The sequence below is a fragment of the Leifsonia sp. Root227 genome (assembly GCF_001428745.1).
GTDB lineage: Bacteria > Actinomycetota > Actinomycetes > Actinomycetales > Microbacteriaceae > Leifsonia.
Genome location: NZ_LMIO01000003.1, coordinates 582,746 through 602,345, shown reverse-complemented (window position 1 = coordinate 602,345; position 19,600 = coordinate 582,746). Strand labels below are relative to the sequence as shown.

Annotated in this window: 17 protein-coding genes and 1 tRNA gene; 6 read left to right on the top strand and 12 right to left on the bottom strand. The window is 69.6% G+C overall.

The features are described 5' to 3' along the window. The first annotated feature begins 22 nt into the window (after positions 1–22). Entirely contained in the window at positions 23–1,147 is a 1,125-nt protein-coding gene (locus tag ASE16_RS12860; RefSeq protein WP_055896485.1) for an epoxide hydrolase family protein, read from the top strand. A 292-nt stretch (positions 1,148–1,439) separates the two neighbouring features. Here ASE16_RS12860 and ASE16_RS12855 read toward each other — a convergent pair whose 3' ends face one another. From ASE16_RS12855 to ASE16_RS12835, 5 genes are all read right to left on the bottom strand, one after another. Continuing rightward, complete coding sequence (locus ASE16_RS12855; protein ID WP_055895494.1) at positions 1,440–2,246, bottom strand: ABC transporter ATP-binding protein; 807 nt, start codon at positions 2,244–2,246, stop codon at positions 1,440–1,442. A 2-nt stretch (positions 2,247–2,248) separates the two neighbouring features. Further along, positions 2,249–3,331: a FecCD family ABC transporter permease gene (locus ASE16_RS12850; RefSeq protein ID WP_082581429.1), complete on the bottom strand. Its 1,083-nt coding sequence runs from the start codon at positions 3,329–3,331 to the stop codon at positions 2,249–2,251. Next, positions 3,331–4,428 (bottom strand): FecCD family ABC transporter permease, encoded by a 1,098-nt coding sequence (locus ASE16_RS12845; RefSeq protein WP_055895492.1) that lies wholly within the window; start codon positions 4,426–4,428, stop codon positions 3,331–3,333. The genes ASE16_RS12850 and ASE16_RS12845 overlap by 1 nt, the downstream gene beginning before the upstream one ends. An 8-nt stretch (positions 4,429–4,436) precedes the next feature. Next, positions 4,437–5,489: an iron-siderophore ABC transporter substrate-binding protein gene (locus ASE16_RS12840; protein WP_055895490.1), complete on the bottom strand. Its 1,053-nt coding sequence runs from the start codon at positions 5,487–5,489 to the stop codon at positions 4,437–4,439. Between the two features lie 71 nt (positions 5,490–5,560). Then, a complete protein-coding gene (locus tag ASE16_RS12835) occupies positions 5,561–6,289 on the bottom strand; it encodes a MazG family protein (protein WP_055895487.1) in 729 nt (242 codons plus the stop codon). A gap of 206 nt (positions 6,290–6,495) precedes the next feature. Between ASE16_RS12835 and nhaA the strand changes: the two genes are divergently transcribed. After that, positions 6,496–7,647 carry a Na+/H+ antiporter NhaA gene (gene nhaA, locus ASE16_RS12830; RefSeq protein WP_055895485.1) on the top strand — a complete coding sequence of 384 codons (1,152 nt, stop codon included), beginning with the start codon at positions 6,496–6,498 and terminating at the stop codon, positions 7,645–7,647. Between the two features lie 7 nt (positions 7,648–7,654). On the opposite strand, the gene mfd is transcribed toward nhaA, so the two are convergent. From mfd to ASE16_RS12810, 4 genes are all read right to left on the bottom strand, one after another. Next, positions 7,655–11,272: a transcription-repair coupling factor gene (gene mfd / locus ASE16_RS12825; RefSeq protein WP_055895483.1), complete on the bottom strand. Its 3,618-nt coding sequence runs from the start codon at positions 11,270–11,272 to the stop codon at positions 7,655–7,657. A gap of 75 nt (positions 11,273–11,347) precedes the next feature. Continuing rightward, positions 11,348–12,049, bottom strand: coding sequence for an alpha/beta fold hydrolase (locus ASE16_RS12820; RefSeq protein WP_055895481.1), 702 nt, complete (start codon positions 12,047–12,049; stop codon positions 11,348–11,350). An 89-nt stretch (positions 12,050–12,138) separates the two neighbouring features. After that, complete coding sequence (gene pth / locus ASE16_RS12815) at positions 12,139–12,720, bottom strand: aminoacyl-tRNA hydrolase (protein ID WP_055895480.1); 582 nt, start codon at positions 12,718–12,720, stop codon at positions 12,139–12,141. A gap of 8 nt (positions 12,721–12,728) precedes the next feature. Next, the gene (locus ASE16_RS12810; protein ID WP_055895479.1) at positions 12,729–13,361 is read right to left on the bottom strand and encodes a 50S ribosomal protein L25/general stress protein Ctc; all 633 of its coding nucleotides are present in this window, start codon (positions 13,359–13,361) and stop codon (positions 12,729–12,731) included. 269 nt (positions 13,362–13,630) lie between these two features. Between ASE16_RS12810 and ASE16_RS12805 the strand changes: the two genes are divergently transcribed. The 3 genes from ASE16_RS12805 to ASE16_RS12795 all read left to right on the top strand — a co-directional run bounded on the left by ASE16_RS12805 (position 13,631) and on the right by ASE16_RS12795 (position 16,414). Then, positions 13,631–14,290 (top strand): hypothetical protein, encoded by a 660-nt coding sequence (locus ASE16_RS12805; protein WP_157480371.1) that lies wholly within the window; start codon positions 13,631–13,633, stop codon positions 14,288–14,290. 181 nt (positions 14,291–14,471) lie between these two features. After that, entirely contained in the window at positions 14,472–15,923 is a 1,452-nt protein-coding gene (gene gndA, locus ASE16_RS12800) for an NADP-dependent phosphogluconate dehydrogenase (RefSeq protein ID WP_082581428.1), read from the top strand. A 140-nt stretch (positions 15,924–16,063) separates the two neighbouring features. Further along, positions 16,064–16,414, top strand: a complete 351-nt coding sequence (locus ASE16_RS12795; RefSeq protein WP_055895475.1) for a hypothetical protein — start codon at positions 16,064–16,066, stop codon at positions 16,412–16,414. 30 nt (positions 16,415–16,444) lie between these two features. Here the strand turns inward: ASE16_RS12795 and ASE16_RS12790 are convergent, their stop codons facing one another. The 3 genes from ASE16_RS12790 to ASE16_RS12780 form a co-directional block, all read right to left on the bottom strand. Then, entirely contained in the window at positions 16,445–17,422 is a 978-nt protein-coding gene (locus ASE16_RS12790; protein ID WP_055895473.1) for a ribose-phosphate diphosphokinase, read from the bottom strand. Continuing rightward, complete coding sequence (glmU, locus tag ASE16_RS12785) at positions 17,423–18,847, bottom strand: bifunctional UDP-N-acetylglucosamine diphosphorylase/glucosamine-1-phosphate N-acetyltransferase GlmU (RefSeq protein WP_055895471.1); 1,425 nt, start codon at positions 18,845–18,847, stop codon at positions 17,423–17,425. Between the two features lie 30 nt (positions 18,848–18,877). Further along, a tRNA-Gln gene (locus ASE16_RS12780) sits at positions 18,878–18,949 on the bottom strand. An 89-nt stretch (positions 18,950–19,038) separates the two neighbouring features. On the opposite strand from ASE16_RS12780, the gene ASE16_RS12775 reads away from it, so the two are divergent. Beyond that, positions 19,039–19,557 carry a MarR family winged helix-turn-helix transcriptional regulator gene (locus tag ASE16_RS12775; protein ID WP_055895468.1) on the top strand — a complete coding sequence of 173 codons (519 nt, stop codon included), beginning with the start codon at positions 19,039–19,041 and terminating at the stop codon, positions 19,555–19,557. The last annotated feature ends 43 nt before the right edge of the window (positions 19,558–19,600 follow it).

Here is a 19,600-nt window from a genome sequence, read left to right as displayed (position 1 = left end):
GCGCGCGAGTAGCGTGGCAGCGGTGAGCATCGAACCGTTCCGCATCCACCTGTCAGACGACACCATCGACGAACTGCTGGCACGGCTCTCCGCCACCCGCTACGTGCAGCCGATCGGCCGGGCGCCCTGGGAGGGCGGCGCGGGAGAGCCCGTGCTGCGCGACCTGGTCGACTCCTGGCTGCGGTTCGACTGGCGGGCACAGGAGGAACGGCTGAACTCCTACGACCAGTACCTCGCGGATGTGGGCGGTCACCGCATCCACTTCGTGCGGGTGCCTGCCGCTGGGTCGGCGGAGACGCGCATCCCGTTGCTGCTGCTGCACGGCTGGCCGAGCGCGTACACCGAGTACCTTCCGCTCGCCGAGCGGCTGGCCAACCCGGCAGGCTCAGGGTCGGATGCGCGGATCGCGTTCGACGTGATCGTGCCGTCGCTGCCCGGCTTCGTGTTCTCCGAGCTGCCCGACCGGCCGCTGACCAGGCAGGCCATCGCCGACGACCTGCACGAACTGATGACGACCGTGCTCGGCTACGACCGCTACGCGGCGTTCGGCGGCGACATCGGCGGAGGGGCGGCGACCTGGCTCGGCGTCGACCACGCCGACCGGGTGATCGGAGTGCAGCTCCTGCACGCCCCCTTCCCCGCGGACGACGAACCGCACAGCGAGGAGGAGCGCGAGTACCTCGCCGCGGTCGACGCTTACGACGGTTCGGACGGCGGCTACAGCGAGATCATGTGCACCAGGCCGGACACCATCTCCGCGGCGCTCGGCGACTCTCCCGCCGGGCTGCTCTCCTGGATCGCCGACAAGTGGCACGACTGGGTCGACGGCGAGCTCGACGCTGTGGTGCCTCGGGATGCACTCCTCACCATCGCGACGTTGTACTGGGCCACAGGGAGCATCGGAACGTCGTTCCAGCAGTACTTCGACTACGACGCGAACCCTCCGCGGCCGCCGATCGTGGCGCCGGTGGGCGTGCTGCTCAGCAGGGAGCCGGTGATGGACGGATTCCCGCAGTCGCTCGCCGAACGCGCGGCGGCCGACCTCCGCGTGTTCGAGCGTGCACCCCGTGGCGGGCACTTCCTCGGGCTGGAGCAGCCCGACCTCGCCGCCGACCGCATCCGCGCGTTTTTCGCCTCGCTCGGCTGAGCCGCCGCGGCGTAAGATGAGGGCGTTGCCACCCTCATGGTCGTGCCCTGCGGCTTCGGTGGTGTCCCGATGGACCTGACATGAGTCGCATCCGTCCGACCACGGGTAGATGCTCGCTGTCAGACACAAGGCCGACAACGTGCCCGTCAGCCATCCAGGAGAGTCGCGCAACCGCGCCTCTCACCCGAATGGCGGGCTGACAACGCCTAGCGGGCGCGCTGCCGGTCGTCGGGACGGCCGTGACGCTGCCGCCCCGCTCGGCCCCCGCCGCGCCCGGACTCCGATTCAGCCGCTAGTCGCCCAGCCTGTGGTGGCGGCCGAGCGGAACCACCAGCGGCGTCGCCGTCACAGGGTCGGACGCGATCACCGACTCCACGCCGAACACGTCGCGCACCAGCTCCGCCGTGACCACGTCGCCTGGCGCACCGGCCGCGACGATCGCCCCCGCGCGCATCGCGATGAGGTGGTCGGCGTAGCGCGCGGCCAGGTTGAGGTCGTGCAGCACCATCACCACCGTCGTCCCGCGGGCGGCGTTGAGGTCGAGCAGCAGGTCGAGCACGTCGATCTGGTGGCTGATGTCGAGGAACGTCGTCGGCTCGTCGAGCAGCAGGATGTCCGTCTGCTGGGCGAGCGCCATCGCGATCCACACCCGCTGCCGCTGACCGCCGGACAGCTCGTCGATCGCGCGGTCGGCGAGGTCGGCCACGCCGGTCGACACCATCGCGGATGCGACGGCCTCGTCGTCCTCCGCCGTCCAGCGGCGGAACCAGCCCTGATGCGGGTAGCGGCCGCGCCCGACCAGGTCGGCCACCGTGATGCCGTCCGGCGCCGTGGGAGCCTGCGGCAGCAGCCCGAGCTTGGTCGCCACCTGCTTGGTCGGCAGCGAGTGGATGTCCGCGCCGTCCAGCAGCACCGTGCCGGATGCGGGGGCGAGCAGCCTGGACAACCCGCGCAGCAGCGTGGACTTGCCGCACGCGTTCGGGCCGACGATGGCCGTGACCGTGCCGGGCGGCACCTCCAGGTCGAGGCCGTCGACGACGACCCTGCCCTCGTAGGAGAGGGTCAGGTCGCGCGCGGCGAGTTCGTGGGTGGTGGTCATGGTCAGCCTCCCCGGCCGATTCGATTGGTCCTGGTCAGCAACCAGAGCAGGTAGGGCGCGCCGACGACGCCGGTGACGACTCCGACGGGGAACGCCACGTCAGGCACCGCGAACTGGGCGACGATGTCGGAGACGACGAGCACCAGTGCGCCGACCAGCGCGGACGGGACGAGCGCGAGCGAGCCGCGACCGACCAGCCTCCTGGCGATCGGCGCGGAGAGGAACGCGACGAACGCGATCGGCCCCGCAACGGACACCGCGACCGCAGCGAGAGCGACGGCGACGAGCACCACGAGCAGACGGGTCCGCTCGACCTGCACGCCCACCGCCGCCGCCGTGTCGTCGCCGAGGCCGAGCGCCGAGAGCGGCCTGCCGAGCAGCAGCGCGCACGGCACGAGCACGACGGCGCTCACCGCCAGCACGGTCAGCGCGACGGGGTCGACGCTGTTGATGCTGCCGGTCAGCCAGACGAGCGCCTGCTGCACGTCGGTGAGGGCCGCCGTCGTGAGCACGTACGACACGATCGCCCCGGCGATGGCGGCGAAGCCGATGCCGATCAGCACGAACCGGTAGCCGCTGATGCCGCCGCGCCAGGCCAGCAGGTAGATGACGAGGGCGGCGACCAGCGTCCCCGCCACGACGACGCCGGACAGCGCCAGGCCGGTCAGCCCGAACCAGACCAGCGCGATCGCGCCGGTCGCGCTCGCGCTCGCGGTGATGCCGATGATGTCCGGGCTCGCCAGCGGGTTGCGCGCGATCGACTGGATGAGGGCGCCGGAGAGCCCCAGGCAACCACCGACCAGCACGGCGGCGAGCAGCCGCGGCAGCCGCAGCTCCAGGATCACGAACTGGGTGAGCCGATCCGCCCTGCCGACCAGCGCGGCGAGGATGTCGCCGGGCGCGACCGCCGCGGCGCCGAGACTCAGCGACACGGCGGAGACGAGCACGATGAGCACGGCGAGCACCACGGACACCCGGATCACCCGGGATGCGCGTGAACGTCGATCGGCGATGGATGCGCGCGAAGCGGCGACCGCAGCGGCCCCCGCCGGTTCCTGCGCGGCCCCTGCCCGCGCATCCGTCATCACAGGCTCACCAGCTTGCGACGGCGCACGAGCGCGATGAACACGGGAGCGCCGACCACCGCGGTGACGACGCCGACCTGCAGTTCGCCCGGCCAGGCCACCAGGCGGCCGATCACGTCGCAGGCGATCAGCATGGTCGGCGCGATCACGGCCGAGAACGCGAGGATCCAGCGATAGTCGGCGCCGACCACCCAGCGCGCGACGTGCGGGATGACGAGCCCGACGAACGCGATCGGGCCGACGGCGGCGGTCGCCGACCCGCAGAGCAGCACGATGGCGACGGCCGCGAACACCCTGGACACCCCGACCTTCTGGCCGAGCCCGCGCGCCACATCGTCGCCGAGCGCCAGCCCGTTGAGCGCCCTGCCGAGCGCGAGGGCGACGATCGCGCCGATCACGATGGTGGGGAGCACCTGCCAGAACACGCCGAGGTTGCGTCCGGCGAGTGAGCCGACCTGCCAGAACCGCAGCGAGTCGAGCGACACGCGGCTGGTCAGCAGCACGGCCGTGATGAGCGAGCCGAGCGCGGCAGAGACCGCTGCCCCCGCGAGCGCGAGCTTGATCGGCGTCGCGCCCTCGCGGCCGGCGGACGCCACCGCGTACACGATCACCGATGCGACGGCGGCTCCCGCGAACGCGAACCAGACGTACCCGCCCGCGGTGGTGATGCCGAACACCGCGATGGCGATCACCACGGCGAGAGACGCCCCGAAGTTCACGCCAAGGATGCCGGGGTCGGCGAGCGGGTTGCGGGACAGCCCCTGCATGACCGTGCCGGCGAGGCCGAGCGCGAGCCCGGCGCTCAGCCCGAGCAGGGTGCGCGGCAGGCGGCTGTCGACGACGATCAGCGATGCCTCGCTGCTCCTGTCGTAGTGGAACAGCGCGTGGAACACGGTCGCGGGATCGAGCGGGTTGGAGCCCAGCATCAGGCTCAGGATGCACACCACCAGCAGCGCGACGATCGCAATGCCGAACCCGTACGACAGCCGACGCCGACGGCGGCCAGTGGATGCGCTGCCTGCGCCACTGCGCTGGCCGCCCCCTCCGTGGCCGTCGTTCGCCGCCGCGCTCGTCGGCGGCACCGCACTGGTGGTCATCCGGCCCGCTACTTGACCTTGTCGGCCGCGGCCGCGAGCTCCGGCACGTAGCGGTCGAGCATCCACGGGATGCTCAGCACGCTGGGCGCGCTCGACGCCATGACGAACGCCTCGCCGACGATCGGTGCGAAGCGGCCCTCCTTGATGGTGGGCATCGCGGCGACCAGGGGGTCTGCCGTGAAGGTGTCGACGGCGGACTGCTTGTCGAAGTACATCACCAGGAGGTCGGTGTCGATCTTGGAGAGGTTCTCGTAGCTGACCTGGAAGAAGAAGCTGTCCGCATCCTTCTTGGCGTCGAGCGTGTCGATGCTGGGCGAGTTTTTGAGGCCGAGCTCATTGAGCAGGAGCACGCGGGAGTCCGTGGCCTTGTAGACGTTGATCATGCCCGGCTCGTTGGCGGCGGCGTAGACGAACGTCTTGTCTTTCAGCACGGGGTACTTCGCGGCGAGCGCAGCCACGTTGTCTTCTGTCTTCTTCTTGAGCGCGGTGGCCTCCGCGGAGAGCCCGAGAGCCTTGCCGACGATGTCCGTCTGGTCCTGCCAGCTCGTGCCCCACGGCACCTTCGGGTATGCGACGACCGGCGCGATCTTGCTGAGCTTGTCGTACTCGGCCTGGGTGAGGCCGGAGAGCGGAGCGAGGATGACGTCCGGCTTGGCCTTCACGTACTCCTCGAACGGCACCTCGCCGGTGTCGACGCCGGCGATGAGCTGCGGGGTCTTCGCCTTCAGCTCGGTGAGCTTGTCCGCCACCCAGGGCAGGACGCCGTCTGCGTTGCCGCCGTATGTCATCTTCGGCATGGCGACGGGCACGACGCCGAGCGCGAGGGCGACATCGGCCGCACCCCAGCCCCAGACCGCGACGCGCTCCGGCTTCTTGTCGATCGTCACCGGGCCGAGGGCGCTCTTGATCGTGACGGGGAACGCCCCGGATCCGCTGCTCGAACTGCTCTCGTCGCCAGGCGTACCGGCGCTGCAGCCGGTGAGGATGAGGGCGGCGGTCGCGACGATCGCCGACGCGACCACGGCGACGCGCGACCGGCGGCGCGAAACGGACTCGAACATGCTTCTCCTTCGAGACGGTGAGGGGGTTTAGGCAAGCCTAACCTAACCGTCTCCGCCCTGCCAATCCCGAGTCAGTCGGACGAGGCGGACGGAAGCCCGATGATTCCGGCGTCGGACGCGTCCGCCTCGTACTCGCGGATCTCCGACTGCAGGTCGCGCAGCGTCGAGCGCAGCGCCCGCTCCGCATCCAGTCCCTTGGCCTTCGCCGACGCGACGATCGCCAGCAGCAGCGGACCGAGCTCGTCCTCCGAGTCCACCTGCACTCCCCCGGCCTCGTGCAGGTCGAGCAGCCCCACCTTCTCCGCACGGCCGAGCAGCTTGTCGGCGAGCGCCAGCGACGGCATGGCCTGCGGGATGCCGTCGAGCACGCTCGTCCGCGACGGCTTCTCGCGCTTCTTGAGGTCGTCCCAGAACTCGACGACGTCGTCGGCGGTCTCCGCCGTCCTGTCTCCGCCGAACACGTGCGGGTGGCGGCCGACCATCTTGGCGGTCATCTGCGCTGCCACATCCTGGATGTCGAAGTCCTCGCCGGGAGTGTGCGCCGCGATGTCGGCGTGGAACAGCACCTGATAGAGCACGTCTCCGAGCTCCTCGATCAGGTCGTCCCTGTTGCCGGTCTCGATCGCCTCGACCAGCTCGTAGGTCTCCTCGATGAGGTACTGCACCAGCGACTCGTGCGTCTGGTCGGCATCCCACGGGCACCCACCAGGGCCGCGCAGCCGTTCCATCACGGCCACCAGCTCGTCCAGCTTGGTCGGCTGCTCCGACGCGGGAGCGGATGAGAAGCTCAGCTCGGTCATCGTGGACGCCTTCCTCGATCGTGGGCGGCGCACCGGCCGCCCTTCCTCCATCCTCCCTCATCCTCCGCCGCCTGACGCCTGCCTCCCCGGTAGAGTGGGTGACTGGTGTGCCGGGAAGTCTGGTCGGCGGGTGACGCGAACGCGTCGCTCCCGCATCCGGCCGCGCGTTCGACGAGAAACTCGAAGCGTGAGATAGGCGAGACCGCATGAGCATCATCCGATCCGAGCGCACAGCCGCAGGACTCCTCCTCGGGGCGGCCGCGCTCGGCCTCCTCCTCGCGAACACGGCAGCGGGGCCCGCCCTGCTCGACCTGCAGCACACGTACGTCGGCGTCGGCGGGCTGCGGATGAGCGTCGGACACTGGATCAGCGACGGCCTGCTCGCGATCTTCTTCTTCATCGTCGCCGTCGAGCTCAAGCACGAGCTGGTGGCAGGCGAGCTGAACAGCGTGAAGAAGGCCGTGCATCCCGCCATCGCGGCGGTGGCCGGGGTGGTCGTGCCCGCCCTGATCTACCTCGCGTTCACTGCCGGCAGCGGGATGGAGCAGGGCTGGCCCATCCCGACCGCCACCGACATCGCCTTCGCGCTCGGCGTGCTCGCAGTGTTCGGCCGCGGGCTGCCCAACCGGCTGCGCGTGTTCCTGCTGGCGCTCGCGGTGCTGGACGACCTGATTGCGATCCTCATCATCGCGGTCTTCTTCACCACGGACCCCAACCTCGGTGAACTCGCACTCGCCGCCGTCGCCGTCGCCGCCTTCGGGCTGCTGAGCCGACTGTCGAAGGGCAGGATGCGCGTGCCGATCGGCGTGCTGATGGTCCTGGTCGCCTGCCTGGCCTGGTGGCTGGTCTGGGACTCCGGGGTGCACGCGACGATCGCCGGCGTGGCCCTCGGGCTCGTGATGGCCCGCCGCCCGGCCGGACGGGTCACGCACGCGTTGGAGCCGTGGTCGAACGGCGTCATCCTGCCCCTGTTCGCGTTCTCGGCGGCGCTGGTCGCCATCCCGCAGGTGTCGCCTGCTCAGCTGCAGCCGGCATTCTGGGGCATTCTGGTTGCCCTGCCGGTCGGCAAGGTGATCGGCATCACACTCGGCGGCTGGCTCGGGTCGTTCACCCGCAGCAAGGCGGAACGCGGGAAGATCTCGCTGTTCGGCCTGGTGACCATCGGCATCCTGGGTGGCATCGGCTTCACCGTGTCGCTTCTGATGAACGAGCTGGCGTTCGCGACGAATGAGCTCGTGCGCGCCGAGGGGACGCTCGCCGTCCTCCTCGGCTCCGCCGTCTCGATCGTCGGCGCCGGCGTCTGCGTCACCCTCCTCGCGCGCCGCTATCGCGCGCAGCACCCGCACCCGCGCCCGTGACCGCCTGCTAGGACGCGGCCTCTGCGACGGGCTCCGGCACCGGGAACAGCGCGCCGAGCAGCGTCGAGACCCAGTCGATCAGGTCGGCGTCGTCGAGAGGCTCGCCGTTGATGCGCGGCATCGGCACCGTGACCACCTTGGGAGCAGCGTGGTACTTCGAGCCCGGGTACATGCGCTGCAACCGCACCTGGAGCGAGTCCGGCAGGATGGCAGGCGCCAGACGCAGGTTCGAGCCCATCGCCACCACCTCGCCGAGTCCGGCCCGCTGGGCGGCCCTGCGCAGCCGGGACACCGCGCTGAGGTTGCTGACCGCGAGCGGCGGCTCGCCGTAGCGGTCGGTCAGCTCCTCGATCACGAGGTCGATCTGGTCGTCCTTCGCGGCGGGCGAGCTCGCCGTCGACAGCTTCTGATACGCCTCCAGGCGCAGCCTCTCGCTGTCCACGTACTCCTCGGGGATGTGCGCATCCACCGGGAGCTCCAGGCGCAGCTCCGTCTGCCCCTCGGCGACCTCGCCGCGGAAGGTGCTCACCGCCTCGCCGATCATCCGCAGATAGAGGTCGAAGCCGACGCCAGCGATGTGCCCGGACTGCTCGCCGCCGAGCAGGTTGCCCGCCCCGCGGATCTCCAGGTCCTTCAGCGCCACCTGCATCCCGCTGCCGAGGTCGTTGTTGGCCGCGATGGTCGACAGCCGGTCGTGCGCCGTCTCGCTGAGCGGCTTGTTCTCGTCCCACAGGAAGTACGCGTACGCCCGCTCGCGCCCGCGCCCGACGCGCCCGCGCAGCTGGTGCAACTGACTCAGGCCGTACTTGTCCGCCCTGTCGATGATGATCGTGTTCGCGTTGGCGATGTCGAGCCCGGTCTCGATGATCGTTGTCGACACCAGCACATCGAACTTCCGCTCCCAGAAGTCCACCACCACCTGCTCCAGCGCGCGCTCGTTCATCTTGCCGTGGGCGACGGCGATGCGCGCCTCCGGCACCAGCTCGGCCAGCTTCGCCGCCTGGCTGGTGATGCTGCCGACGCGGTTGTGCACGAAGAACACCTGGCCCTCGCGCAGCAGCTCGCGCCGGATGGCCGCCGCCACCTGCTTGTCGGAGTACGGCCCGACGAACGTCAGGATCGGGTGCCTGTCCTCCGGCGGGGTGGCGAGCGTCGACATCTCCCTGATGCCCGTCACCGCCATCTCCAGCGTGCGCGGGATGGGCGTTGCGCTCATCGCGAGGATGTCGACGTTGGTCTTCAGCTTCTTCAGCGCGTCCTTGTGCTCGACGCCGAACCGCTGCTCCTCGTCGATGATGACGAGGCCGAGGTCTTTGAGCGTGATGTTGTCGGCGAGGAGCCTGTGGGTGCCGATGACCACATCCACGGTGCCGTCGGCCATGCCGTCGATCGTCTCCTTCGCCTCCTTGTCGGTCTGGAACCGGCTGAGCGCCCTCAGGTGGATGGGGAACCCGGCGAAGCGCTCCTGGAACGTCTCGAAGTGCTGCTTCACCAGCAGCGTCGTCGGCACGAGCATGACCACCTGCTTGCCGTCCTGCACTGCCTTGAAGGCCGCGCGGACGGCGATCTCGGTCTTGCCGAAGCCGACGTCGCCGGAGATGAGCCTGTCCATCGGGATCGGCCGCTCCATGTCGGCCTTCACTTCGTCGATGGTCTGCAGCTGGTCGTGCGTCTCCGCGAACGGGAACGCCTCCTCCAGCTCGCGCTGCCACGGCGTGTCCGGCCCGAACGCGTGACCCTTGCTCGCCATGCGCGCCGAGTAGAGCTTGACCAGCTCCACCGCGATGTCGCGCACCGCTTTGCGTGCACGTCCCTTCGCCGCCGACCAGTCGCTGCCGCCCATCTTGCTGAGCGCAGGGGCCTCCCCGCCCACATACCTGGTCAGCAGGTCGAGCTGGTCGGTGGGCACGAAGAGCTTGTCGCCGGGGTAGCCGCGCTTCGACGGCGCGTACTCGAGCACGAGGTACTCGCGCTTGGACTTGACCGCGTTGCGGCCGCCGCTCGACACTTCGCGCTGGGTCAGCTCCACGAACTTGCCGATGCCGTGGGTCTGGTGCACCACGAAGTCTCCCGGCTTCAGCGCCAGCGGGTCGACGACGTTCTTGCGCCTGGTGGCGAGCTTCTTGACCTGGCGGGAGTCGTAGCCGACCGTGCGCCCGTAGAACTCGCTCTCGCTGATCAGCGCCAGCTTGGTCTCACCGAGCTCGAACCCGTGCTCGACCGTCGCACGCAGCAGGTAGGCGATGCCAGGCTCCGGCTCCGCCGGGTACTCCTCGACCAGGCGTGCAGGCAGCTCGGCCTCGGAGAGGACGTCGGCCGCGCGCTCCACGAGTCCTGCGCCCTCCGCGACGATGGCGACGCTCCAGCCGTCCTTCAACCGGGATGCGACGTGCTCGATCGCCCCGGTGACGTTGCCCTGGAAACTGGGCACGGCCTCCGCGGCGATGCGGAGCTGCAGGTGCTCCTCGATCTCGCGCTCCTCCGGCAGCACCTCGTCGGCCTGGAAGCCGCTCATCGTCCACCACGGGTGGTTCGGCGCCTTCTCGCCCGGCTTGCTGAACGTCACGGAGTCGCGCAGCTTCTGCAGGGTGAGGAAGTCGCCGGCCGCGAGGTCGATGGGGGCCGCCGCACCGACCGTCGCTGCGCTCCACGCGGCGGACAGGAACTCGCGGTTCGTCTCGGCCAGGCTCACGGCACGGCTCGCGACGCGCTCCGGAGAGAGCACGGCGACGGCGGCGCCGTCCGGAAGGTAATGGGTGAGCGGCACGAGCCTGTCGACCAGCGCCGGGGCGAGCGACTCCATGCCCTCCACGGGGATGCCCTCGCCGATCTTGGCGAGCATCGCCGACATGCTCGGGAACTCGTGCTCCATCTCCCGCGCCCGCTGCCGTACAGACTCGCTGAGCAGCAGCTCGCGGCTCGGCGGAAGCGACACCGACGGGATGGGGTCGGGCAGCGACCGCTGATCGGCGACGGAGAACGCGCGGATCTGGTCCACCTCGTCGCCGAAGAAGTCGACGCGGTACGGGTGGTCCCCGTTCGGCGGGAACACGTCGAGGATGCCGCCGCGCACCGCGAACTCGCCGCGGCGGGTGACCATGTCGACGCGCGCGTACGCCAGGTCGACCAGCTGCATGGACAGGCCGGAGAGATCGAACCCTCTCCCGCCCGTTGCGAGCTCGACGGCGGCGTAGTCGGTGAGGTTGTCTGCGAGCGGCTGCAGGGCGGCCCGGACGGACGCGACCAGGATGATCGGTGTCGACCGGTCCCCCGCCTCCCAGTCGGCGAGGCGGCGCAGTGCGGTGAGGCGCTTGCCGACGATCTCCGCGCTGGGGCTGAGCCGCTCGTGCGGCAGCGTCTCCCAGGCGGGGAACTCGATGATCTCGGCGTTCGGGATGACGCAGCCGAGGGCGCCGCGGATCGACTCGGACTCGCGTCCCGTGGCGGTGATCACGAGGATGGCCTGGGAGGCGCCTGCCGCGGCTCTGCGCTGCAGCAGTCCGGCGATCAGCGGGGCGCGCAGGCCGTCGGTGAGCGAGAAGTCGGCGTCACGGGCCGCGGAGGCCAGGGCGTCATCGAACGTGGAGGCGCGCGAAAGCGCTGCGATCAAGCCCTGCAGTATCACTCGCGTTAGTCTACGGACTCCCACCGACACTCGCAGGCGGGATGGCCGGATCGCGCCGCCGAGGGCGGTGGGGCGTCAGAGCCAGCCGTCGAGCGCCCGCATGAAGCCCGCGTAGTCGTCGCGGTGCACGGTGTGCCCTGCCCCCGGCACGGTCCGCACCACGAAGCCGGCCTCGCCCAGCCGCTCCGCCGCCCGCGGGCTCACGAGCTGCGAGCGTCCAGCGAGGACCACCAGCGACGGCACCTGCATGGTCACCGGCGCGCGCAGCGAGCCGCGCCCGACGAGCACCGGCACGACGCCGTGGTCGAACGCCCGCATCGTCTCGAGCTCGATGGCGACGTCGAGCGGGTCCCAGCGCGGATTGCGCTTGGCGATGCGCTCCGCGTTCGCACTCGCGATGGCGCGGAAGAAGGCGGGAGCGAGCTTGCGCTGCCACCATGGCACGTTCGGCCCGAACGCCGGGTCGACATAGACGACACGCTGCGGTTGCAGTTCCTCGACGGCCAGACTGACGGCGAGGCCGCCCAGCGAGTGGCCGATCACCAGCTCCGGATGCGCCGGGACGGTCTCGACTACATCCCGTGCCAGCAGCTCTGCGGTGTACTCGATCGCGCGCGGGCTCCTGCCGTGCCCGCGGAGGTCGACCGCGATCACGTGGTAGCCGAGCTCGGCGAGGCCGGGGCCGACCCTGCGCCAGTTGCGCGAGTCCGACATCGCCCCGTGCACGAGGATCGCGTAGCGGTCGCCTGTGCCCCACTCGCGCGTGAAGAGTTTCATGACGGAACCATACGAGCCCAGCCTGCGGATGGCATCGGGATGCGCTGGACGCCCGTCCAGTGGATGCTGGACGCCAGCCGTGCGCGGTCTCAGCGAGCGGTGTGGAAGCGCAGCTGAGCAGCGGTGATGCCGTCCGACGCGATCTGCTCGACCGCATCCGCCGCATCGGAGACGAGGATCGGGAGGGTCTTCCGCTCTGTACTGCTGAAGCCCTTGAGCACGTGATCGGCCGCTGCCTGCGCACCGGGGGGCCGCCCGACGCCGACCCGCACACGGGTGAAGTCGCCCGTGCCGATCGCGGAGATCACGTCGCGGACGCCGTTGTGCCCTCCGTGGCCTCCGCCGAACTTGAGCTTGAGGGTGTCGAACGGGATGTCGAGCTCGTCCTGGACGACGATGAGCTGCGATGGTTCGAGCGAGTAGAAACGCAGCAACTGCGCGACCGGCCCGCCTGAGACGTTCATGAACGTGTTCGGCTTGGCCAGGATGTACCGCGGTCCACCGGGGGCGATGCGCCCCTCGGCGACCGTGGCGTTCGTCTTGTGGGTCTTGAAGGTGAGACGGCCGCGCTCCGCGAGCTCGTCGAGCACCATCTGCCCCACGTTGTGACGCGTGGCGGCGTAGCCGGGCCCGGGGTTACCGAGCCCGACTACGAGCCAGGGTGAATCCATCGAGCTGGTTACTCGGCGTCCGACTCGGCGGCAGCGGCAGCCGACGCGGCGGAAGCAGCCTCGGCGACAGCGGCGTCGGCCTCTTCGTCCGCACGCGAGGAAGCGGGGACGATGACGTTGAGGATGAGCAGCTCCGGGTCTTCCGCGAGTGCGGCGCCGGCCGGGAGGACGAAGTCCTTGGCGTGGAACTGGGTGCCCTCCTCGGCGTCGGTGACGTCGAGCACGATGCGCTCTGGGATGTGGGTCGCTTCGACCTCGAGGCGCAGGGTCGGGACGTCGAGCATCGCGATGGTGCCCGGGTAGGTCTCGCCCTCGACGTGCACGGGGACCTCGACGGAGACCTTCTCGCCGCTGCGGATCACGATGAGGTCGAGGTGCTCGATGATCTGCAGCACCGGGTCCTTCTGGACGTCCTTGACGAGGACGAGCTGGCTCTTGCCTGCGATGTCGAGGTCGAGGACCGCGTTCGCCTTGCGGAGCAGGAGGCCGACCTGGTGGGCGGGAACCGTCACGTGGATGGGGTCGGTGCCGTGACCGTAGACGACGGCGGGGATCTTGCCTGCTGCGCGGATCTTGCGCGCTGCGCCCTTGCCGAAGCTCTCGCGTGCCTCGGTAACGACCTTGTTGGACTCGTCAGCCATGATTGTCTCCTTGCCGGGCGCTCCCGGCTGTCGGGCGAGCGTTGCTCGCAGTGTCTGGTTGTGTTCGACTCGAACGCATCGTTCTGATGAAAGACGTGTGAGGAAAGACTGCGAAGCCCTGCTCCACCGCGTCGATTACGGACTGCGCGCGTGACCGCGTGCATCCCTCGCCGAAGTTCAATCAGCAAGTCTAACCGATCGCGACGGCGCTGGCGGCACACGGGCTTCGCATGCGATATTGATGCTTTATCCGAACGAGGGGGATGTGGATGCGCGCGACAGGACTCAGCATGGCGGCAGCCGCTGCCGCCCTCGTCCTCGCCTCGCTCACCGGATGCACCCACTCCTCCGACACCGCGAAGACCTCCGCCCCTGCCTCACCGACCCGGCCGGCCCCGCAGAAGACCGCGAGCGCCGTTCCCGTCGACCCGGCGAACGTGTCCGCCTGGCTCGTGACCTGGGCCGGGATGGGGCCGCTCACCATCGGAGGAGACGTCACGGCCCAGACGGCTGCGATTCCCGGATTCGCGAAGACCATCGACGAGGACGGCTGCGTCGGCTACGAACTCGAGCCGAAGCAGACCGGCGCCACCCCGGACGGCGCACAGCCGACGGTGACCACCGTCGCACGCGACGGCAGCGCGACGACCGCGGTGCGCATCCGTGTGGCAGACGCCTCAGGTCTCGACCAGGCCGTGTCTCCGACGCCGAAGACCAGTGCGGGGATCGGCCTCGGTTCGACCCTGGATGCGCTGCAGAAGGCGTACCCGGACCTCGAACGCAGCAACAGCGTCTCCGGAGGGCAGCGGGCGTACGCCCTCGGTGACGGGAACGGCCGCTTCGTCGACTTCGTGGTCAACGGCGACGATGTCGTCACGGCCATCGTGGTCGGCGGAGACGATCGGGTCTCCTCCGACCTCTGCGACTGACTCCCCCTCCACCGCGGCTTGGTAGGCTGATGGAGTCTGCTCGACGCACGCCAACAGCGAGGGTCGGAGCGCGAACGATGGTCTCCGGTCCGGATCTGGACGTTTCGGCCCGCACGCGATCTCGCGTCCCCACTTCATCTCTACGCAGGCGGATCGTCCGCCGCATCCGAAGGAGCGTTCTGTGTCCAACGAAGCAACAGCCAACATCGGGGTCGTCGGCCTCGCGGTGATGGGCTCGAATCTGGCCCGCAACCTGGCGTCGCGCGAGGGGAACACGGTCGCCGTGTTCAACCGCACGTACGCCCGCACCGACGAGCTGATCTCCGCGCATCCCGAGGCCGGGTTCGTGGCGTCCGAGGGCATCGACGAGTTCGTCGCGTCGCTGGCGAAGCCGCGCACGGCGATCATCATGGTCCAGGCCGGGAAGGGCACGGACGCCGTGATCGACCAGCTCGTCGAGCGATTCGAGCCCGGCGACATCATCGTCGACGGCGGCAACGCGAACTTCCAGGACACCATCGAGCGGGAGAAGCGGATCTCCCCCACCGGCATCCACTTCGTCGGCACCGGCATCTCCGGCGGCGAGGAGGGCGCGTTGAAGGGCCCGTCGATCATGCCGGGCGGCTCCGAGGAGTCGTACAAGACGCTCGGGCCGATCCTCGCCTCCATCGCCGCCGTCGCCGAGGGCGAGCCGTGCGTGACCCACGTCGGCACCGACGGCGCCGGCCACTTCGTGAAGATGATCCACAACGGCATCGAGTACGCCGACATGCAGCTCATCGCCGAGGCGTACGACCTGCTGCGCACGGTCGGCGGCCTGGAGCCCGCCGCGATCGCCGACGTGTTCTCCGAGTGGAACACGGGCTACCTCGAGTCCTACCTGATCGAGATCACCGCCGAGGTGCTGCGCCAGGTGGATGCGGAGACCGGCAAGCCGTTCGTCGACATCGTCCTCGACCAGGCCGGCAGCAAGGGCACCGGCGTCTGGACCGTGCAGAACGCCCTCGACCTCGGCGTGCCCGTCGGCGGGATCGCCGAGGCCGTGTTCGCCCGCGCTGTGTCGTCCAAGCCCGCCCAGCGCGAGGCCGTGCAGGCGGTCGTGAAGAGCCGCCCGGACGTGCAGCAGGTGGACTCCTCGTTCGCCGATGACGTCTCCAAGGCGCTGTACGCCTCCAAGGTCGTCGCGTACGCGCAGGGCTTCGACGCGATCATCGCCGGTGCGGAGAAGTACGGCTGGAACATCAACAAGGACAAGATCGCGAAGATCTGGCGCGGCGGCTGCATCATCCGCGCCCAGTTCCTCAACCGCATCGCAGACGCATACGACGAGAACCCGGACATCGCCACCCTGCTGGAGGCGCCGTACTTCGCCGACGCCGTCGCGGAGGGCGAAGCCGCCTGGCGCCGTGTCGTGGCGACCGCCGCGCTCTCCGGCGTCCCGATCCCCGGCTTCGGCGCCGCACTGTCGTACTACGACTCGCTCGCCGTGAAGCGCCTCCCCGCCGCGCTCGTCCAGGGCCAGCGCGACTTCTTCGGAGCGCACACCTACAAGCGCGTCGACAAGGACGGCACCTTCCACACCCTCTGGTCCGGCGACCGCACCGAGATCGAGACCGAGGGCTCCAGCCACTGACCCCCAGGCAATCGGGCCGGGACTTGTTTATGGGTGCGTCCGGCGTGTCGCGTGCATAACTCCCGGCTCGATTGTTGGGAGGCGGGAGGGACGAGCGAGGCGAGGTTGCGGATGGGGAGCAATCGGCTGAGACTCAGAGGGTGAGTTTTGACGAGCATCCGGAGCTGGTGGGATACGAGCCGGGCGACGAGCGACCGCTGCGCGGGCGTCGCACGATGATCGCCACGCGCATCGTGGTGATCGTCGGCCTCGTGGCGCTCGTGCTGCCTGGCGTGCTCGTGACGATCAGCATCGCGTCGACCACGGCGACGCAGACCTGCTCGGTCTACGTGACCCGCTACGCACCGGATGCGCAGGGCTCGTCGGCGCGCTTCGAACTGTTCGCGCCCGCAGGGCCGGGCTGGCAGTGCTACGCACTCAACACCGAGGGTGACGCCACGTTCGTGGCGCCCCTCGGCCTGATCCCGTCGACCCCGCACGCGCTCCCCTAGGAAACGCTCGCGGAGGGCGGAGAACTACTGCTACGCCGCCCCGTCGAACATCGAGGTGACGGAGCCGTCTGTGAAGACCTGCTGGATCGCGTTAGCGAGCAGCGGGGCGATCGGCAGGATGGTCAGCTTGTCCCAGCGCTTGTGCTCGGGCAGAGGAAGCGTGTCGGTGACGACGACCGAGTCGATCGCGTCGCTCTGCAGCAGCTCGACGGCCGGGTCGCTGAACACGGCGTGCGTCGCGGCGACGACGACGCCGATCGCGCCGTTCGCCTTCAGCGCCTCCGCCGCCTTGACGATGGTGCGGCCGGTGTCGATCAGGTCGTCGACCAGCAGGCAGACGCGGCCGTTGACCTCGCCGACGATCTCGTGCACCGAGACCTGGTTGGGCACCAGCGGGTCGCGGCGCTTGTGGATGATCGCGAGCGGCACGCCGAGCTTGTCACTCCAGATGTCGGCGACGCGCACGCGGCCCATGTCCGGCGAGACGACGGTCGTGACCGCCGGGTCGAGCTCGCGCTTCATGTGCTCCAGCAGCACCGGCATGGCGAAGAGGTGGTCGACGGGACCGTCGAAGAAGCCCTGGATCTGCGCGGCGTGCAGGTCGACCGACATGATGCGGTCGGCTCCCGCCGCCTTGAACAGGTCGGCGACGAGACGGGCGGAGATCGGCTCGCGGCCGCGGCCCTTCTTGTCCTGGCGGGCGTACGGGTAGAACGGGGCGACGACGGTGATGCGCTTCGCAGAGGCCCGCTTCAGCGCATCCACCATGATGAGCTGCTCCATGAGCCACTCGTTGATCGGCGAGGTGTGCGACTGGATGACGAACGCATCCGATCCGCGGACGCTCTCATCGAAGCGCGCGTAGATCTCGCCGTTGGCGAAGGTGCGCGCATCCGTGGGGATGAGGTCGCTGCCCAGGCACTCTGCGATCTCTTCTGCCAGTCGGGGATGCGCCCGCCCAGAAATCAGAACAAGTCGCTTCTGGCCGGTGGTGGTGATCCCTGACACTTACTCTCCGCTCTCTTCCGCAGCTGTGGCGGCGTCGGTGCCCGGCCGCTTCTGCGCGACCCAACCTTCGATGTTGCGTTGCGGAGCGACCGTGAGGGCGAGCGCTCCCGCAGGGACGTCCTTGCGGACGATGGTTCCCGCTCCCGTGTACGCTCCGTCACCCATCCTAACCGGCGCGACGAACACCGTGTTCGTGCTGGCACGAACGTGCGACCCGATCTCGGTGCGGTGCTTGTTCACTCCGTCGTAGTTGGCGGTGATGACGCCGGCGCCGAGGTTCGACTTCTCGCCGACCTGCGCATCCCCCACGTAGTTGAAGTGCGCGAGCTTGGTGCCGGCGCCGATCACCGCGTTCTTGGTCTCCACGAAGGTGCCGATCTTGCCGTCAGCGCCGAGGATGGTGCCAGGCCGGAGGTAGGCGAACGGGCCGACGGTCGCGCCTGCGCCGATCACGGCGAGCGTGCCGTCCGTGCGCTTGACCGTCGCGTTCTCGCCGACCTCGCAGTCGAGGAGCGTCGTGTCAGGGCCGATCACCGCGCCGGTCTCGACCACGGTCGCGCCGCGCAGCTGCGTGCCGGGGAGGATGGTGACGTCGGGCGCGAGCCTCGTCTTCACGTCGATCCACGTGGTCGCCGGGTCCTGGATGGTCACCCCGGCGAGCTGCCAGGTGCGCACGATCAGGGCGTTCAGCTTGGCGGCGGCCTCGCTGAGCTGGGCGCGGTCGTTGATGCCCTCGACCAGCCACGACTCGGAGACGGGCAGCGCATCCACGTCGAAGCCCGCGGTGCGCAGCAGGCCGATCACATCGGTGAGGTACTTCTCGCCCTGCGCGTTGTCGGTGGTGAGCGCCGCGAGCTGATCGCGGAGCTGCGACAGCCCGAACAGGTAGATGCCCGCGTTGATCTCGCCGATCTCGCGCTCGGCGTCCGTTGCGTCCTTGTGCTCAACGATGCGGTCGAGGTGGCCGCTCTCCGTACGCACGATGCGGCCGTAGCCCGTGGCGTCGGCGGGGAACGATGACAGGATGGTCGCGGCCGCTCCCCCGGCACGGTGCTTCTCGATCAGCTCGCGCAGCGTGCCGGCGTCGAGCAGCGGAACGTCGCCGTTGACCACGAGCACGTCGCCGCTGAAGTCGGCGGGCAGCGCCGCGACGGCCAGCTCGACGGCGCGGCCGGTGCCCGGCACCTCGTCCTGGTCCACGATCACGCTCTCCGGCAGGTCGACAGAGATGACCTCGACCAGCCGGTCGCGCTCGTGCCGGACGACGGAGACGACATGGGCGGCGTCGAGCTGCTTGGCCGTGGCGAGCACGTGCCCGACGATCGGCATTCCGGCAAGCGGATGCAGCAGCTTCGGGGTGGCGGACTTCATCCGCGTTCCCTGTCCAGCCGCGAGCACGACGATGGCGAGGTTCTGGTCGGTCATATCACTCCAGGGATCGGGCGAGCGGTGCTGCTCCGCCTCCAGGATTCGAACCTAGACCTAACAGCTCCAAAGGCTGTCGTGCTGCCATTACACCAAGGCGGACCGCATCCGGTGCCGTGCGATGCGGCGCCGGGCGCACAACACAGTTTGCCAGACCATCGAGTGGACGCCAGACGAAATAGCATGGGGGGATGCCTGACGCACGGACGCCCGACGCACGCGACGAAGTCGACCGCATCGTGGACTCCTGGCTGCGTGAACGTCCAGACCTCGACTTCTCTCCCCTGCAGGTGCTCTCCCGCGTCGCCAGGCTCTCCCGCCACCTGGACAGGGCGCGCCGCACGGCGTTCGACCGCTCCGACCTCGAATCGTGGGAGTTCGACGTCCTCGCCGCCCTCCGCCGCGCAGGCTCGCCGTACCAGCTCAGCCCGAAGTCGCTCCTGCAGCAGACCCTCGTCTCCAGCGGAACGATGACCAACCGCATCGACAGACTGGTCGCCCGCGGCCTGGTGGAGCGCCGCACCGACCCGAACGACGGCCGCGGCATCCTGGTGCAGATGACAGCGCAGGGGCTCACCCGCGTGGATGCGGCGATCACCCGGCTGGTGGATGCGGAATCCGACCTGCTCTCCGGGCTCTCCGCGAGCGAGCAGGAGCGGCTGGCGTCGCTGCTGCGGAAGCTCTCGCTCGGGTTCGACGAGGAGTCCTAGGCAGACGTCCTAGGCAGACGCATCGCCCGCTCTCAGGAGACTG

Coding starts and splice junctions, on each gene's coding strand:
- ASE16_RS12855 (WP_055895494.1), bottom strand. CDS start 2,246: ATGACCACCACCCACGAACTCGCCGCGCGCGACCTGACCCTCTCCTAC.
- ASE16_RS12850 (WP_082581429.1), bottom strand. CDS start 3,331: ATGACGGATGCGCGGGCAGGGGCCGCGCAGGAACCGGCGGGGGCCGCT.
- ASE16_RS12845 (WP_055895492.1), bottom strand. CDS start 4,428: ATGACCACCAGTGCGGTGCCGCCGACGAGCGCGGCGGCGAACGACGGC.
- ASE16_RS12840 (WP_055895490.1), bottom strand. CDS start 5,489: ATGTTCGAGTCCGTTTCGCGCCGCCGGTCGCGCGTCGCCGTGGTCGCG.
- ASE16_RS12835 (WP_055895487.1), bottom strand. CDS start 6,289: ATGACCGAGCTGAGCTTCTCATCCGCTCCCGCGTCGGAGCAGCCGACC.
- nhaA (WP_055895485.1), top strand. CDS start 6,496: ATGAGCATCATCCGATCCGAGCGCACAGCCGCAGGACTCCTCCTCGGG.
- ASE16_RS12820 (WP_055895481.1), bottom strand. CDS start 12,049: ATGAAACTCTTCACGCGCGAGTGGGGCACAGGCGACCGCTACGCGATC.
- pth (WP_055895480.1), bottom strand. CDS start 12,720: ATGGATTCACCCTGGCTCGTAGTCGGGCTCGGTAACCCCGGGCCCGGC.
- ASE16_RS12810 (WP_055895479.1), bottom strand. CDS start 13,361: ATGGCTGACGAGTCCAACAAGGTCGTTACCGAGGCACGCGAGAGCTTC.
- ASE16_RS12805 (WP_157480371.1), top strand. CDS start 13,631: ATGCGCGCGACAGGACTCAGCATGGCGGCAGCCGCTGCCGCCCTCGTC.
- glmU (WP_055895471.1), bottom strand. CDS start 18,847: ATGACCGACCAGAACCTCGCCATCGTCGTGCTCGCGGCTGGACAGGGA.
- ASE16_RS12775 (WP_055895468.1), top strand. CDS start 19,039: ATGCCTGACGCACGGACGCCCGACGCACGCGACGAAGTCGACCGCATC.